The 16,777-nt window shown below is 36.9% G+C and carries 15 protein-coding genes; 7 read left to right on the forward strand and 8 right to left on the reverse strand.

Annotation, left to right across the window (positions count from 1 at the left end):
- Positions 1-117 precede the first annotated feature (117 nt).
- From CCAL9328_RS01360 to CCAL9328_RS01375, 4 genes are read left to right on the forward strand one after another with little or no spacing between them, the layout of a single operon-like run.
- Entirely contained in the window at positions 118-582 is a 465-nt protein-coding gene (locus CCAL9328_RS01360) for a hypothetical protein (RefSeq protein WP_169936129.1), read from the forward strand.
- Positions 572-2,389, forward strand: coding sequence for an excinuclease ABC subunit UvrC (gene uvrC / locus CCAL9328_RS01365; protein ID WP_169999835.1), 1,818 nt, complete (start codon positions 572-574; stop codon positions 2,387-2,389). Before CCAL9328_RS01360 ends, uvrC begins: the two co-directional genes overlap by 11 nt.
- Positions 2,390-2,398: 9 nt before the next feature.
- A complete protein-coding gene (locus CCAL9328_RS01370) occupies positions 2,399-3,142 on the forward strand; it encodes a hypothetical protein (protein ID WP_169936125.1) in 744 nt (247 codons plus the stop codon).
- A 1-nt stretch (position 3,143) separates the two neighbouring features.
- Positions 3,144-6,038, forward strand: coding sequence for an ATP-binding response regulator (locus CCAL9328_RS01375; protein ID WP_169999836.1), 2,895 nt, complete (start codon positions 3,144-3,146; stop codon positions 6,036-6,038).
- 49 nt (positions 6,039-6,087) lie between these two features.
- Here CCAL9328_RS01375 and dnaJ read toward each other — a convergent pair whose 3' ends face one another.
- Positions 6,088-7,203: a molecular chaperone DnaJ gene (gene dnaJ, locus CCAL9328_RS01380; RefSeq protein ID WP_169936121.1), complete on the reverse strand. Its 1,116-nt coding sequence runs from the start codon at positions 7,201-7,203 to the stop codon at positions 6,088-6,090.
- 118 nt (positions 7,204-7,321) lie between these two features.
- Here dnaJ and CCAL9328_RS01385 point away from each other — a divergent pair, with 118 nt between their 5' ends.
- The 3 genes from CCAL9328_RS01385 to recR are packed head-to-tail and all read left to right on the forward strand — an operon-like array spanning position 7,322 to position 9,815.
- On the forward strand, positions 7,322-7,993 hold the full coding sequence (locus CCAL9328_RS01385) for a response regulator transcription factor (protein ID WP_169936119.1): 672 nt from the start codon (positions 7,322-7,324) through the stop codon (positions 7,991-7,993).
- On the forward strand, positions 7,990-9,237 hold the full coding sequence (locus tag CCAL9328_RS01390) for an ArsS family sensor histidine kinase (protein WP_169972099.1): 1,248 nt from the start codon (positions 7,990-7,992) through the stop codon (positions 9,235-9,237). Before CCAL9328_RS01385 ends, CCAL9328_RS01390 begins: the two co-directional genes overlap by 4 nt.
- Before the next feature lie 5 nt (positions 9,238-9,242).
- A complete protein-coding gene (gene recR, locus CCAL9328_RS01395; protein ID WP_169936115.1) occupies positions 9,243-9,815 on the forward strand; it encodes a recombination mediator RecR in 573 nt (190 codons plus the stop codon).
- A 67-nt stretch (positions 9,816-9,882) separates the two neighbouring features.
- Here recR and pyk read toward each other — a convergent pair whose 3' ends face one another.
- Genes pyk through CCAL9328_RS01430 form a run of 7 tightly spaced genes read right to left on the reverse strand, consistent with a single transcriptional unit; the run spans position 9,883 to position 16,777 of the window.
- Positions 9,883-11,331, reverse strand: a complete 1,449-nt coding sequence (gene pyk / locus CCAL9328_RS01400) for a pyruvate kinase (protein WP_169999837.1) — start codon at positions 11,329-11,331, stop codon at positions 9,883-9,885.
- A gap of 49 nt (positions 11,332-11,380) precedes the next feature.
- Positions 11,381-12,169 (reverse strand): shikimate dehydrogenase, encoded by a 789-nt coding sequence (locus CCAL9328_RS01405; protein WP_169972100.1) that lies wholly within the window; start codon positions 12,167-12,169, stop codon positions 11,381-11,383.
- A complete protein-coding gene (locus CCAL9328_RS01410; RefSeq protein ID WP_169999838.1) occupies positions 12,169-12,981 on the reverse strand; it encodes an SPOR domain-containing protein in 813 nt (270 codons plus the stop codon). The genes CCAL9328_RS01405 and CCAL9328_RS01410 overlap by 1 nt, the downstream gene beginning before the upstream one ends.
- Positions 12,982-12,990: 9 nt before the next feature.
- Positions 12,991-13,533: a DUF1882 domain-containing protein gene (locus tag CCAL9328_RS01415; protein WP_169936107.1), complete on the reverse strand. Its 543-nt coding sequence runs from the start codon at positions 13,531-13,533 to the stop codon at positions 12,991-12,993.
- Positions 13,533-14,777, reverse strand: coding sequence for a serine hydroxymethyltransferase (locus CCAL9328_RS01420; RefSeq protein ID WP_169999839.1), 1,245 nt, complete (start codon positions 14,775-14,777; stop codon positions 13,533-13,535). Before CCAL9328_RS01420 ends, CCAL9328_RS01415 begins: the two co-directional genes overlap by 1 nt.
- Complete coding sequence (lysS, locus tag CCAL9328_RS01425) at positions 14,774-16,285, reverse strand: lysine--tRNA ligase (protein WP_322619309.1); 1,512 nt, start codon at positions 16,283-16,285, stop codon at positions 14,774-14,776. Before lysS ends, CCAL9328_RS01420 begins: the two co-directional genes overlap by 4 nt.
- A 24-nt stretch (positions 16,286-16,309) precedes the next feature.
- Positions 16,310-16,777, reverse strand: a complete 468-nt coding sequence (locus CCAL9328_RS01430; protein ID WP_169936102.1) for a Fur family transcriptional regulator — start codon at positions 16,775-16,777, stop codon at positions 16,310-16,312.

The following is a 16,777-nucleotide window of genomic DNA, read 5'->3' on the forward strand; positions in this document are numbered from 1 at the left end:
ATTTTATTTAAAGGTTTGAGTTTTGCTCTCTTTCACAGGCTTATCTCCATAAAACGGATCCGCCTTGTAACCGCACCCCATTAGGAAACTTAAAATAAAAAATGATAAAATCGTCTTATGAAAGATGCTAAAAATTTGATTGAACATATCTATAAAAATCCTCTATATAAAAATTTACACAAAGCCAATGACTGCAGAGAGCTAGTCTTGCTTATGAGTAAAACGTATCAAAGTTTAATAGCCTTTTGCTACCTAAAACACACCACACTTTACTTTGCTCTTAAACATCCTCTAGCCCTGCAAGAACTTAGGCGAGATAGTAGTATAAATATGATAAAAGGCTTATTAAAAGCGCATTCAAGCATCAAAAAAGAGAGCAACTTAGGCTCAGTAGAGGATATAAAATTTTTTGTTACAAAAAGTCTTAGATTTTTGCAGCCAACACAAAACGAGTTAAAAATTTTATGCCCAAAAAGCAAAGGAAAATTTGCAAATTTAGCCAAAGATGAAAAAATACACGCCAAATTTGAAGAGATAAGAGCTATTTTGCAAGCTAGAAACGATAAATTTAATGCTAATTGACGAGATAAAAACTCTACCAAACGAACCTGGCGTCTATCAGTATTTTGATAGTGCAAACCGCCTTTTATACGTAGGCAAGGCTAAAATTTTGAAAAATCGTGTCAGAAGCTACTTTAGCTTTTCTAACGGACTTTTGCCAAGCCCAAAAGTAAGCCCGCGCATACATAAGATGTTAAGCGAAACCGTCCACCTTGAATACATCGTAACGTCAAGCGAAGCTGACGCATTAATCCTTGAAAACTCCTTTATCAAGCAACTTAAGCCAAAATATAACATCTTGTTAAGAGACGACAAGACTTACCCTTATATATTTATAAATTTAAATGATGATTTTCCTAGGTTTGAGATAACACGAAAGATAGTAAAAGGTTCAAATATACGCTATTTTGGACCATATTTCAGTGGAGCTAGAGAACTACTTGACGCTATTTACTTAAATTTTGCTCTTGTGCAAAAAAAGTCATGCCTTAAAAGCAAAAAGGCGTGTTTGTTTTATCAACTGGGTCGCTGTAAAGCACCTTGCGAGGCTAAAATTTCAGCAAGCGACTATGCTTTAATCGTAAAGGAAGCCATGCATGCTTTGCAAAATCCAAATTTGCTCATTGAGCGCCTATCAAAAGTCATGTTAAGCTATGCGCAAACCCAAAACTACGAACAAGCCGCAGCTGTTAGAGATCAGATAGAGACGCTAAAAAACATGCAGATAAAAGTCGAAGTCGATCTTGCCAAGCTTGAAGACTTTGAAGCTTACGCAGTAGTTGCTTCGCACTCTTTGCTTTGTGCGATTAGATTTAGTGTTCAAAACGGTAAGATAAACGGAGTAAAAACATCTATCGCAAATGCAAAAGATAGCGATGAAAGCACGATAAACGAAGCTTATAAACACATTATCCTTGAAAGCTTCGCGCCTGATCAACCATTTATAAGCACTAAAATTTATACCCTTGATGAATTTGAAGATGCAGCGCTGGTTGAGAAAATTTTAAACGAGAGGCACTCTACTAGGAAATTTAGCATACAAACGCCAAAAATCGGCGAAAAACGTAAAATTTGCGAGATCGCCGCCAAAAATGCCCACATAAGCATAGAAAAATATCTTAAAACAACACAAAGCGAGCTACTTGAAGAGATCGCAAACTACTTTGAACTTAGCACGACACCTTATGTTATCGAAGCTTTTGATAACTCACATTTATTTGGAGAGGCAACAGTTGGTGCTATGGTGCGTTATGAAAACGGTGAATGGACAAAACAAAACTACCGCCACATGCATTTAAGTGCTAAAAACGACTACGACCAGATGAAAGAGAGCCTAAGTGCTCGAGCGCTTAGATTTGACAAACTTTCCCCGCCCGATCTTTGGGTGCTTGACGGCGGAGAGGCTATACTTAATCTAGCTTGCGAAATTTTAGCAAGTAGTGGGACAAATATCGACGTTATCGCCATTTCAAAAGAAAAAATAGACGCAAAAGCATACCGCGCAAAAGGCTCGGCAAAAGATAAAATTTATACATTAAAAGGCAAATTTAGCCTTGGCACAGATGATAAAAAACTACAATTTTTCCAAAAGCTACGCGATGAAAGCCACCGTTTTGTTATAAATTTCCACCGTAAAACAAAACAAAAACAAGACATGCAAAACTCAAAACTCGCACAAGCCGGGATTTCGGCGGGACAGATTGTGAAGTTATTAAATTTTTATGGAAGTTTCGATAAAATCTATACGGCAAATTTGGACGAAATAGCAAACGTTACAAATAAAAGCGTTGCGAGAAAGATCGACAGCCTTAGGCAATCCGAAACATAAAGGAAGCTTGTGATACTCTATGATAGTTCTTATAAAATTTTCGGCATGGGCGATAAAAGCCTTAGAATTTTACATTACGACAGTTTTGATGACTTTATGGCTAGAAACAGCGATCTTGACGATATTTGTGAAAACTATAAAAAAGAAGACAACTTAAGCTTTGTTCAAGATATCCTAAAGTCCCCAAAAAGCACAAAAGCAATTACTTTACGCACCAAAGACAATAAAAAAATAGAAGCAACCGCCAAGGTTTTACAGCTAAGCCTTGCTAGCGGCGAGAGTATGTATGAGGTTGTTTTACTTTTAGACGAGGACTTACTTCCGGTTGCTAATACAACATACGACGACGAACTTCCTGCACTTAGACTTCCTGTTTTTAGATACCTAAGCATGAACGAACAAAGTAAAATTTCAAACACCATGCTTGATGATACTTGGTTTGAAAGAACGAGCAAATTTCTAAACATCAGCCATGAAGAATTCGCCTCATACCTAAATGTCTTGGTAAAAGGGATAAATAAAAACAGCATAGCTTTGCATAACGCCTTGATGTCGCACGACACGACGCATGTAGCAAAGATAATCTCCATACTAAAAGAACCTGCCGTAAATTTACACGTAACACCTCTTGTTAAAATTTACGAGTCGGTTCAAAATGACAATGCAATAGACCTCGGTGCGTTTATACTAAATATCCGCAACAGCCTAAAAAGCCTAAATAGACTAATAAGAAAATACGGTAGAAAAGTATAATATGAAATTTTTTAAAGACTACACACTTTTGATCTCGATTGTAGTAGCGATAATGTTTAGCGCCTACACAAGTTACGAATACATGCAAAAAGCCACCATCTCAAACGAGCTAATCTCAAACATCAAAAAGCAAACCCTGCTTAAACAGATGACTCAAACCCTCATACAAGAACGTAGAAGTGCATTAAATTTTATAAATAATCCAACCCCTAAAAACGAAGAAGACTTTAATAACCTACACGCAAAAAGTAAAAAAATCACCGATGAAATTTCAAAACTTTTTGAAGACATGCCAGAATACAAAGCCGATCTCATACAAAATATAAAATTTCTAAGAGAAAACATACAAGATGCTAAGCAAAAGTATTCGACTGCGTTTTTATACTTTTTTCAACGCATAAATAGCTCAATGATAGAGAGTTACTTAACAGCTCAAAATTCAGACATCAACTTGGACTTAAAAATTTATATCACGATCTTAAATAAAATTTACTCAAATTTAGGGCTCATAAACGAATCCCGCAGTTATATTTCCGAAGCACTGTCAAACCACCAAATCGTAACGCAAGAAAATATCATGAGATGGCTAAATGATGAAATTTTAGAGCAATCCCAAATCAACCTCTTGCCACAAAACGAAGTAAAAGCCCAGATAGAAAAGCTTATAAACAGTAAGCAAACCATAGATATGCTAAGTGAATTTTCAGATCTATATCTTAACATCGTATCATCTAAAGCGCATGAAATTTCATCTGATGATATAAAAAAGATAGATCAATTCGAATACTATAAATTTAGTATCTTGCTTGAGTTTTCAGATCTTGTCGAAAACAAGCTGATACGTGATGCAAGTATATTTTACTCCCAGGCGCACTCTAAATTTATAGCATTTTTAGCACTTACCGGCTTTTTGGTGTATTCGGTGATTGTGCTGTTTGCTAGGTTAAGACTACTTAATGAACTAAACGAGGATCTATCTTACATAAAAGAATATATGATAAAGAAAGATATCACCCCAGAAGCCGTGCTAAAAGAGCTAGTAGCAACCCATAGAAACCTGTCTGATAAGTATAACCGTAACAAGATGTTTAACGGGATAAAAAATATATATCTAAACAAACTTATAAAAACACATAAAAACAAACATAAACAAAATGCCCAAAGTATAGCATTTTTAAAGAGGTCGTTCCTGTCTGCAGATAAAACAAAAGCCATAAATACCCTTGATGAAAACACAACTTTGACATATGCAAATTTTGAAAATATCAAAAATATCCTTGATATAGAGTCAAGTGATTTTGTCCTTAACAACGAGGAATTTGATCCGCAAATTTTGTTTAAAAATATCCTTGAGAGCAAGATGGGTGATGTTAGAGATAAAAAGATAAATTTTATAACTTTTATCGATCCGAAACTTGACAAATACCTAGTCGGAGATGATAATAAGATCAAAATTATCACTTCAAACATCATCTCAAGTGCCATATCACAATGTAACCAATACGCAAATATCACAGTCGAAATAAAAACCCTCCCTCAAGAGCTAGGAAGCGAGTTTGTAAATTTAAGCGTAAGTGTGCAAAATGACGCCAACACCTTAACCCAGTCACAGATACACACTCTTTTAAACTCAGATGCAAATTTGCAAAACTACCAAGAGGATACGGAGTTTTGGATAGCAGTTGCAAATATGTATCTTGAGCTTATGAATAGTAAAATTTTTATAAATGCCGCCAATGCCACCGGTGGCATAGGTAACGAATTTAGATATACGATAAAGCTTAGGACCACCGACAAACCTGACATCCCTAAGTATAATAAAAATTTACAAGTGTGTTTTGTAAATGACATAAATGCAAAATACAATAGCTTTTTTACCCAGATTTTAAAAGATTTTGGCATAGACTTTCAAACGGTGTCAAATTTATCAAGGATAAACGACCCTAAAAAATACAACATGATCCTCATGCGCGAAGACAAAGAGATACAAACAAATATCAAAAATTTATCGATGGTAAAAGATCCGCTTACTCCAATCGGTATTTTAAGCAAATTAAAGCATGATTATTTGGTGCATTACGCGCAAGATTTTAGCCTAAATAGACCTCAAGTGCTTATATATGACAACAACTCTATCGTCTTAAATATGTGTGCTACGGCATTTGAAACTTACGGCGTTGATATTGTGCTAAAAAACAACTATGAAGCCATGCTTGAAATGACTAAAAATATCTACTTTGATATCATTTTTATAACAGCGCAACTTCACGGCGATATAACCGCCACAATGAAAGAGTATGATAGATTTAAAGCACTAACTATAAACGCCCAAACTCCGGTTATCGGCATGCTTTCAAACACGAGTTCCGCATCAGAAAAAGACATCGAAAGTCTATTTGACGCTCACATCAAAAAGCCGTTTAATACAGAAAACTTAAAGATGCTTTTATACAAATTTATACCGAATTTTAAAAATTTCGTAAAAAAAGAGAATGATCTTGCAAAAAATAAGGAAATTTTACTTTGCAAAAAGTCACCTATCGAAAATAAAATTTTTGTAAGAACACTTGAGGAATTTAACGACAAGCTAACTGTTGCAAGCAGCTTTGACGAGGTAGTGCAACATCTAAGAGATAAGATATATGGTCTTGTTTTGGTTGATGAAGAGATAGAGGGATTTAACATAGAAACATTATCAAATTTTATGGAAACGGCTATTGAAGAGCATAAAATAGACGCAAAGCTATTTGTATTTAGCAACAAAAAGATACAAAAGCAAAAAAGCAAATCATACATAAAAGAGTTCTCGCCACACATCGGCAAAATTCAGCTTGCAAACGCTATCAGGCAAGAGTTAGGGCATGGACCAAGAGGAGCTGTAGGCACTCACCTATAAAATACTACTTGCTTGTTAATAAAACAAGCAAGTGAATTCTTAGCCAGGTTTAAGACTTTTTAAACCAGCTTTTTATCTTATCAAAGACGCTGTCGTTGTCGTGTATCGCGGTGCCACTTTTTATATCAAAGCTTTCTTGGAGTTTCGTAAGCAGTTCTGTTTGCTCATCGGTTAATTTTTGTGGATTTTGTATCGAAATTTGAACTATCAAGCGACCGACACGCTTTGAATTTACATTTTTTACACCCTCGTTTTCAAATATAAACTGCTGTTTGTCTTTTGCTCCGACAGGTAGTTTTAGCTCTGTTTTGCCACGAAGTGTAGGTATCGTTATGCTTTCTCCGAGTATCGCTTGGGTAAAAAACACAGGAAAATCAACATAAATATCATCATTATGTCTAATAAAATAATCATCCTCAGCCACATTTATATTTACATAAAGATCCCCGCTCTCGCCTCTTGAACTTATGTTTCCTTTACCGGAAACCCTCATTCTCATGCCGCTATCAACACCCTCCGGAATGCTTATCTTTATAGTTTTTGACTCTTCTTTAAAGCCGTTTCCATTACAACTAGGGCATTTTTCGCTGATAGTTTGACCGCTACCATGGCAGTAAGGACACTCTTGAACAAGACTCATAAAGCCTCTGTTTTGAGAAATTCTTCCCGTTCCTCTACAATACTGGCATGTATGGGTTTTGCCATCTTTGCTTCCGGTTGATTTACACTCGTCACAAGGGACTTTAATCTTGTAACTTATCTCTTTTTCGCAACCAAAAACAGCCTCATGAAATTTTATATCTATAGGTACTTCAAGATCAACCGAGTATTTATCGGTATTTCTACGACGTGTCCTTGAAGAACCAAAGTCGCCAAAAAACGAGCTAAAGATATCTGATATATCAAAGTCGGCACCAAAACCTCCTCCAAAACCACTCGATCCATTTAAGCCATCTTTGCCGTATCTATCGTAAATTTCACGCTTTTTTTCATCGCTTAAGACTTGATAGGCTTCATTAACTAACTTAAATTTATCTTCAGCTTCTTTATCTCCGGCATTTCTGTCCGGGTGGTATTTTAAAGCAAGTTTTCTGTAAGCTTTTTTTATCTCATCCGCATTTGCGCTCTGAGAAATTTCTAATATTTCATAATAACTAACTTCCACAACATTTCCTAAATTTATTATTAAAATCCGTTATTCTATCTAATATTTTATAAAATTTAGAAATAAATTTATCTTTTTTGCGTATAATCATACAAATTTTTAACACAAGGATACAATAATGGTTAATGTTTTAATGATTGAAGACGATCCGGAATTTGCACAAATTCTCTCTGAGTATCTTGATAATTTTAATATAAAAGTAACAAATTTCGAAGATCCGTATTTAGGTCTTAGTGCCGGTATCAAAAATTTCGACCTACTTATACTTGACCTTACTTTGCCTGGCATAGACGGACTTGAAGTATGTAAAGAGATCAGACAAAAATATGACATACCTATCATCATAAGCTCTGCTCGCTCCGACATAAGCGATAAGGTTGTAGGACTTCAAATAGGTGCTGACGACTATCTGCCAAAGCCATACGATCCAAAAGAGATGTATGCTCGCATAACAAGTCTTATCCGTAGATACAAAAAAACAAACGAGGTTCAAGAAGAAGTTATAGACAGTGCATTTAGAGTAGATGAAAAACGTCATGAAATTTACTTTAACAATGAAGCTTTAACACTAACTCCTGCTGAGTATGAGATACTAAACTATCTTATCAAACAACACAGCTTTTCAGTATCTCGCGAGCAACTTGTCTATAACTGCAAGAGCCTAAAAGATAAGGACTCAAAAAGCTTAGACGTTATCATAGGTCGTCTTAGAACAAAAATAGGTGATAGCTCAAAATCACCTAAACATATATTTTCAGTTCGCGGCATAGGATATAAACTCATCGGATGAAATACTCTATCACCACGAAAATTACGATAATATTTGCCATCGCGTTTTCGCTGATGTGTTTGCTGTTTTTAACTTTTGCAAACATTCAGCGAGACAACGCCGTGGACAAACTTCGAAGCAAACAAGTAAGTGCCATAAGTTATCTTTTAACGCTTTACGAAAGAGCTAATCCACCAAAAGATCTGGAGCACTACTTTAAAAATTTCGGGCTTGAATACGTCGGTAATAAAAATTTAGCAAACGCAGTTGTGGATAACGGAGAGCATATCTTTGCAAGACATACCCCGCTAGGACTTGTGCAATCCATACTTTATAAAAACGACCTTTATTTGCTTATTAAAAACCCATCCTTTCAGCTACTACTTGAAAGCAACGACGTAAGGCATGTAAATGACCCGCTTTGGATGGGATTTTTTGTTATTTCCGCATTGCTTATATCACTTTATGTGTCGGTACTAAAAAGTCTTTTACCGCTTAAAAAGTTAAGTAAAGACATAAGAAGATTTGCCGCTGGAAACATGGACACGGTTATCTGCCCTCTACCTAACGCAAAAGCCCAAGATGAAATATCGCAAGTCGCGCTTGAATTTGATAACGCAGTTTGCAAGATAAGAGAGCTCATACGCTCAAGACAGTTGTTTTTGCGAGCTATAATGCACGAGTTAAAAACACCCATAGGCAAGGGTCGCATAGTCTCTGAAATGGTGTCAAACGATACGCAAAAATCACGCCTCATAAATGTCTTTGAGCGCCTTGAAATGCTAATTAATGAATTTAGCAAAGTCGAGCAACTTCTATCAAAAAGCTACGCACTAAACTATCAAGAGTGTCATTTTTCACTGATACTCGAACAAGTCGAAGACATGCTTATGCTTGATAAATTTCACGAAAAAGTAACTTGCGAGATAAAAGAGGATATGCTTTTAAGGGTTGATTTCCAGCTGTTTTCTCTTGCGATCAAAAATTTAATAGACAATGCCCTAAAATACGCCAACGACAAAAAGGCTATCGTGATATGCGAAAGCAACAGAATAACTGTTAAAAATTTAGGCAACCCTCTAGCTCACCCGATAGAACACTACATGCAAGCCTTCGTAAGAGGCGATAAAAACACCAGTGCAGGCATGGGTCTTGGACTTTACATCATAGAGCAAATTTGTCAAATGCAAAAATTTGAATTAAACTATGCATACGAAGATGGCTATCACTGCTTTAAAATTTCTCCATCTACCACTAAAAAATAATCACAATGAAAAAAGACTTAGAGAAATTTAACGAATTAGTAGAGGCGTTTAACAAGCTGCCAGGTATAGGCAAGAAGTCGGCTACTAGATTTGCTTATTTTGTAAGCTTGCAAGATACATTTGGCGGACTAAAGCTGGCCCAATGCATAGAAGATGCGGTTAGATTTATCAAGCGTTGCGAAAGATGTGGAGGACTTAGCGAGAATGAAATTTGCGATATCTGTGCCGATACGACAAGAGATAGTAGTCTATTAACTATAGTTGAAAGCCCAAAAGACATTTTAACCTTTGAACAAAACGGCATATACGATGGATTTTACTTCGTAATGGAAGAAGTAAATGAAGAGGTTATAAACAAGCTAAAAAAAACAATAACCATAAACCAAACAACCGAAGTCATCTTTGCATTTACTCCTGGACTAAATTCCGATGCGCTTATGATCTATATAGAAGACAAGATAAAAAACCCGGACATCAAATTTAGCAAACTAGCCCAAGGTGTTCCTACCGGAGTAAGCCTTGAAAATGTCGATATGCTATCACTTTTAAAAGCATTTGAAAGCAGAACAAAAACTTGATATTTTATTTATTTTAGGATAGATTAAAAACCCTTCAAGCCGATAAAACAGCTTGAAGGGTGTAAATTTATATCTTTTGAGATAGATAATAATCAATCTGGTCGCGTCTTAGAATTCTTAAAAAGTTTGTGCTTCCCTCAACTCCAGTCGGATGTCCCGCAGTTACCAAATACCCCTTTTCATGATCCACAAAACCACCTTCTACTGCTTTTTGTATAGTGTCAGCCAAAAGATCACCAAGTTTATTTTTAGCAACAACAAGCGCAGGAGTTATACCCCAAGATAAGGTTAGCGAATGCGCCGTAGCTTCATCGTGGGCTACTGCATAGATGTCGATATTTGGGCGATTTCTAGCAAGTTTTATGGCTGATTTACCAGACGATGTTATAGATATAATACCATCTAGCTTTAACCTAACGGCAAGAGCGGCTGCACTTGAAGAGACTACATCAGTTTCATCCATAAACTCAAATTCATCAAATTTATTATACGGATATATACTCTGTGTTTGCACGATTGTATTGCTCATCGCCTCAACGACGGCAACAGGATTTTTGCCTATCGCACTCTCCTCGCTTAACATAACAGCGTCCGTTCCGTCCAAAACGGCATTTGCAACGTCACTTATCTCTGCACGCGTAGCGGTTTCATGTTCTGCCATACTTAACATCATTTGTGTTGCAGTGATGACAGGCTTGCTAGCTGCATTTGCTTTTTTGATTATAAGTTTTTGTATAGTAGGCACACGGTAGTATGGGACTTCTATACCAAGATCGCCTCTTGCCACCATGATACCGTCACTTTCTTTGATGATCTCGTCTATATTTTCAACAGCGTCAAATTTCTCTATCTTAGAAAGTACACTCGCTTTTGAGCCAAATCCTCTTAAAATTTCTTTTGCTTTTCGCACATCATCTGCATTTTGAACAAAACTAATCGCAACAAAACTCACCCCACACTTAGCACCAAATTCCATATCACTTCGATCTTTTAGAGTTATAACCTCTATACCTATTTTGGTATTTGGGAAATTTACGCCCTTGTTTGAGCTTAAAGTGCCGTCGTTTTCTATCCTAGTTTGGACAACTTTTGCACTTGCTTCAACAACCTTTGCACGGATGTTGCCATCATAAAGGTAGACGTATTCGTCAGGTTTTAACATTGCCAAAATTTGAGGTTGATTTAGGCAAGTTTTATAGTGATTTTCATCAACTTTAACACCCAAAATTTCATCAGCATATATATCAAGCCTATCGCCAGTTTTTAGCTCAAATGGCACCTCAAGCTTGCCAATACGGACTTTTGGACCGCAGATATCTTGTAAAATTCCTATACGAATATTAAGCTTTTTCTCTACTTCACGAATTTTGTCGATGTTTGATTTATGGTATTCGTGTGTTCCGTGGCTAAAATTTAAGCGAAAGACATTTACGCCTGCTTTCACCATCTCTTCCATCACGGATATGTCGTCGCTTGCAGGCCCTAAGGTGGCTACGATTTTTGTCTTTTTTATCATTTTTATACCTTTTTTGATTTTGATGATTATATCACATTAAGAGGTTAGTTTAAAGACGAAAAACCTCACGCATTGATTTTTCTATCTTTGTCTCGTCCAAACTTGAGTCATAAAATAAATTCAACGCAAAAACAGCTTGAAAAAGCAACATATCCGCACCATTTTTACATGTAAGGTTATGCTGTTGAGCTAAATTTAAAAACGGGGTTGCTCTATTATATATCACGTCAAATGCAAAATTTGAACCTTTTATCACAGGAAGTAAAATTTCAACCGGAGCACATAAAATATCGTCTTTTAAACCTGCAGAAGTTGAATTTATAACAAGGTCATAACCTTTTGGTCTAAATTCATCCCAGCTAAAGCAGTTAAAATTTTGACTTAAATCTTGAATACGCTCTTTGCTTCGGTTTAAAATTTCAACCTCAACTCCGTTGTTTTGTAAAACATACGCAAGCGCCTTTGCTGTGCCACCGGCTCCTATTATAAGAGCTGTTTTAATATCGCCAAACGGCGCAATAGCTCGCATAAAGCCCAAAGTATCGGTGTTATAGGCATAAATTTTATCATTTTTTAAAACCAATGTATTTGCCGAGCCTGCACAAGTGGCAGTCGGCGAAGCAACATCGGCTAAATTTAAAGCATGCTCTTTATGAGGAACCGTGACATTTGCCCCATCAAGCTTTAAGGAGCGAAATTTAGACATTAACTCGCTTCCATCTTTTAGTAAAACACGAGTATAAAGCGCATCAAGACCCAAATCCCCCAAGGCTTTATTGTGAAGCCTTGGAGAGATAGAGTGAGCGACAGGATCTCCGAAAAGTGCGAAGGTTTGCATTACTTTGCCTTATATACAAATGCGTCTTTGTTTACATCTTTCCTAATATCAGCAAGTGCGTTTTTAAGCTCGTTTGCCCCAAAAGGACCGACGATAACTTTAGTTAACTCTCCAACTTTTACAGTTTGGTATTTATAGCCTTTGGCTTGCAATTTTTTAAGATAGTCCGCATTTGGATTATACTTAAGTCCTGCAAAAACTTGCACATAAGAGCCTCCTGTGCTAGCCTGAGTAGTAGGCTTAGTTGGTTGAGTTTTAGCAATCGGGGTTTGAGTCGGTTTTGCAGCTTGAGGTTGTTTTACCTCTTGTTTTTTATCAGCCGCTTTTGTCTCGTTTTGAGTTTTTGTGCTAGTTGTTGATTGAGCCTTTGGTTGCTCTTTAGCAACTACGACTTCAGACTTAAGCTCCTCTTTTTTAGCTTCATTTGCTGCGGCTATTTTATTGCTCTCTTTTTCCTTTAGCCTTTTTACCATATCTTCAAATTCGTCATTACTCTTGCTTTCAGGAACAATAGGTACTTGCTCAAACAACTGATCGTCTTTTTTGTTATTTATAGGAAGAGATGGCTGCTGAGCTACGATATTGTTATCTTTGGGCGTTTGAGTTGGTACAGGTGGCAAAACAAGCCTTGAATCTATATCATTTTGAGCTTGAGGAACATCACTGGAATTTAGCATTTTTATCGCCATAACGATAATTAAAAATAAAATCACAAGAGCCGCAACAAAGACTAAAAGTCGCTTTATCTTTGCACTTTTTATCTCATCGTCGTTATCCAAAAGTATATCTTTTAGCTCATTATCTGTTTGCATATCTTTTCCTTACATGTGTTTCGACCAGCTCGCCCCTCGCTCTTTTTGATAAAGCTCATAAGGCAAAGCCAATATATTAAATTCTCTTGGCATATCGGTATTAGGAAACATTCTCCACTCTTTAGCAAGACGCTGAGACAGCTTCATGCTTAGCATATTAGCTAGCTGGCAAGCCTCGTGAAATGTCGTATGACCTTTGTGAACATATAGATGTAAATGTCCCTCGGTCTTGCTTTTATATGCGGTAAAATTTATAAAACCTTCCTCTCGCAAAAGCAACTGTGCACGATGCCAAAAACGTTCAGGCGTTCTACCGTTATAGTCAAAAACGATATTCTCAACCTTGTCGTTTGCGTTTATCAAAGGGTGAGCGGCAATAATTCTTCCTGCGTCATGATCTTGTATGACTTTATAGTTTAAAAGCTCATTAACACGCTCAAATTTATCAAAAAACAACCTGCCTTTATGTTCTATTTTATTAACTATAACGTCGCGTTTTATAAAATAATGCGATGTTATCATCTTGATAAGTGCAGTATCGATACTTTGCATTAAAACATCGCCCTGTCGTATATTATAAATTTATGCGCTAGTTCTTTTAGTTCGGCCTTTGTTTTTTCCTGGATAGATGTGTTATTTATGTCGCTAAGCACATCTGCGATTTTATTTGCTATTAGCTCAAATTCGGCCTCTTTCATACCGCGTGCAGTAAGAGCAGGTGAGCCTACGCGAATACCGCTTGTTACAAACGGACTTCTTATCTCGCCAGGAACCGTATTTTTATTGACAGTTATGCCTGCATTTCCTAGTGCGATATCAGCATCTTTACCGCTAAATTCTCTATTTAAAAAGCTCATCAAGATAAGATGGTTGTCAGTACCACCGCTTACTAGGTCAAAACCGCGTCCCATTAACACTTCTCCAAGCTTTTTAGCATTTGCTTTAACTTGTTTTGCATAAACTTTCCATTCAGGTGATAGGTTATGCTTAAAGCCTACTGCTTTGCCTGCTATGACATGTACAAGTGGTCCGCCTTGAATTCCAGGGAAGATTGAAGAGTTGATTTTCTTTGCATACTCTTCATTATTTGTCATAATGATACCGCCTCTTGGTCCGCGAAGAGTTTTATGAGTAGTTGAGCTTACGACATCGCAGTGTGGAAATGGATGCATATGCTCGCCCGCTACAACAAGACCTGCAATATGGGCTATATCGGCAAAAAGTATAGCTCCAACCTCATCGGCTATCTCTCTAAATTTTTTAAAGTCGATCTCTCTTGTGTAAGCGCTTGCGCCGCAAACTATCATCTTTGGTTTTACGATCCTAGCGATATCTAAAACACGCTCGTAATTGATACGTCCGTCAAGCTCTACACCGTAAAAAAAGCTCTCATACATCTTGCCTGAGCTACTTACTTTAGCGCCGTGAGTTAGGTGCCCGCCATGACTTAAGTCCATGCCTAAAATTTTATCGCCAGGGTTTAAAAGTGCGCCGTATACACCTTGGTTGGCTTGAGAGCCTGAGTTTGGTTGAACATTTGCAAATTCACATCCAAAAAGCTCTTTACATCTGTCAATTGCAATCTGTTCTATTTGATCAACAAATTCACATCCGCCATAGTAACGCTTGCCAGGATAGCCTTCTGCGTATTTGTTTGTTAGGATCGAGCCCATTACTTCCATTACTTCAGGATATGTGAAATTTTCACTAGCGATCATCTCAAGGTGATCACACTGTCTTTTTAACTCAAGTTGCACTAGATCAAATATTGACTTATCGTAATTTTCTAAACTCATTTGCTCTCCTTTGTTTGGTTTTCATTTTTTAACGGTCTCATAGCGGGGAATAACACAACATCACGAATCGACTTTTTATCGGTAAGTAGCATAACAAGACGGTCGATACCTATGCCCTCGCCAGCTGTTGGAGGCATAGCATATCCAAGAGCACGGACATAGTCCTCGTCCATCTCATGCGCCTCGTCATCTCCTGCGTTTTTGGCTTCTATCTGACCGGAAAAGCGGCTGTATTGATCTATCGGATCGTTTAATTCATTAAAGCCGTTTGCAAGCTCGCGACCTGCGATAAACAACTCAAATCTCTCTGCCACATTAGGGTTTTTATCACTTCTTCTTGATAGCGGAGATATGGAGATCGGAAAGTCAATTATAAATGTAGGATTTATAAGCTTTTCTTCGACATAGTTATCAAAAAGTTCCGCTTGAAGATGTCCTAGATCAAGCTTGTCGTTTGCCTCAAATTCATCTTTTTTAAGCTTGGCTAAAATTTGCTCTTTATCTTCTATGATACTAGGATCGATGCCGCCTATCTCAACAAGTGCTTTTTTATAATTTATCCTAGCAAATGGCTTTGAAAAGTCGATCTTCATACCGTCAAATTCTATGACCTTTTCCATCTCAAGTTTATCGAGAAGGACGTTAAAAAGCTCTTCTGTTATGCCCATCAAATCATGATAAGTATGATACGCCCAGTAAAATTCTATGCTTGTAAACTCGGGATTGTGCGTTAAGTCCATGCCCTCGTTACGGAAATTTCTATTCATCTCATAAACAGCCTCAAAGCCACCCACGATCAAGCGTTTTAGATATAGCTCCGGTGCTATCCTTAGATAACGATCAACACCTAGTGCATTATGAAAAGTAACAAAAGGCTTAGCATTTGCACCACCCGCGATCGGGTGCATCATCGGGGTTTCAACCTCTAAGAAATTTTTATCTTCAAAAAATCTTCTAATCGTAGAAACAATGATCGAGCGCTTTTTAAAGTCATTTCTAACTTCAGGGTTCATTATCATATCAAGATAGCGCTGACGATATCTTGTCTCTATGTCAACCAAGCCGTGGTATTTTTCAGGTAGTGGGGATATCGCTTTTGAAGCAAGTGTTAGCTCGCTAACATGCATAGAAAATTCGCCCGTTTTAGTAACAAAAGCATATCCGCGAACAAAGATGATATCACCTACTTCGATATTTTTCTTAACAACCTTAAACCACTCTGCGTCAAGTGTTTTGTTACTAAAATAAATTTGTAAATTTCCGTCTTCATCTTCGATATTTGCAAATATCGCCTTACCTGCGTCGCGTATCAGCTTAATGCGACCCGCAAGACTTACGAATTGCCCCTCGGCTTTTTTATCTTCCGTATCTTTTATATGATTAAATTTAAGTCTAAATTTAGAAATATCCATATCACGTCTTAAGAAATGAGGGTATGGATTAACTCCCATTTCACGCAGATCATCCGCTCTTTGTAGCCTTTGTTGTTCTAATTGATTATCAAATATCACCTTATCTTTTACCTCTCTTAATTATTTTCCCTTTATATTGTCTTTATTGCATTTTTCACAAATTCCGTAAAGTTGCATCATATGTCCGGTTAGTTTAAAACCGTGTTCTTTTGCGATACCGATTTGACGTTTTTCTATAGTTGCATCTTCAAATTCTATTATCAAACCGCATCTTCTGCATATCATGTGATCATGGTGAGGCTTTGTAGCAAGCTCAAATTTTTTACCTTGTGCACCAAAACTAATAGAAGTTACCATCTCGGACTCTTCAAGTAAATTTAAGGTCCTATATACTGTTGCGATACCAACATTTAACTCAGGATAGTTCTCTTTGATAAAGAGATAGAGTCTTTCCGGAGTAAAGTGTTCGTCGTTGTTATAAAGTGTTTTTAGTAAAACTTCACGTTGTTTTGTATACTTAAGTCCGTTATCTCTAAGAACTTTTTTAAATCTATCAAGCAGTGCATCATACTCTAAATTCTCTATCAT

The organism is Campylobacter sp. RM9328, from assembly GCF_012978615.1.